Genomic DNA, 207 nt, shown 5'->3' with positions numbered 1-207 from the left:
CCCGCCGTCAGGTCACCCCGGCCCCCGGGCGGGCCGGGGTGACCTGCCCCAGGCCCACGGACCCCACCAGGCGGGCGGCGGCGGACCTCTCGGGGCGGAGGTCGGCTGGTCCGGATGGAGTCCGAGCCGCCACAGCGCGACGGCACGGAAGTGGACGGCGAACCAGCCGTGCCAGTGGCCGTCCCCGCCGACCCCGCAGGCCAGGTC

Annotated in this window: 1 protein-coding gene; it reads right to left on the bottom strand. The window is 79.2% G+C overall.

The window, feature by feature from the left end:
• Window positions 1–12 precede the first annotated feature (12 nt).
• A partial coding sequence (locus VR45_RS49865; protein ID WP_234326704.1) for a hypothetical protein occupies window positions 13–207 on the bottom strand: 195 nt, incomplete at its 5' end.

It is taken from the genome of Streptomyces sp. NRRL S-495, from assembly GCF_000966955.1.
GTDB classification, from domain to species: Bacteria; Actinomycetota; Actinomycetes; order Streptomycetales; family Streptomycetaceae; genus Kitasatospora; species Kitasatospora purpeofusca.
The sequence above is the reverse complement of the archived record's forward strand: the minus strand, read 5'-3'. Positions and strand labels throughout refer to the sequence as shown.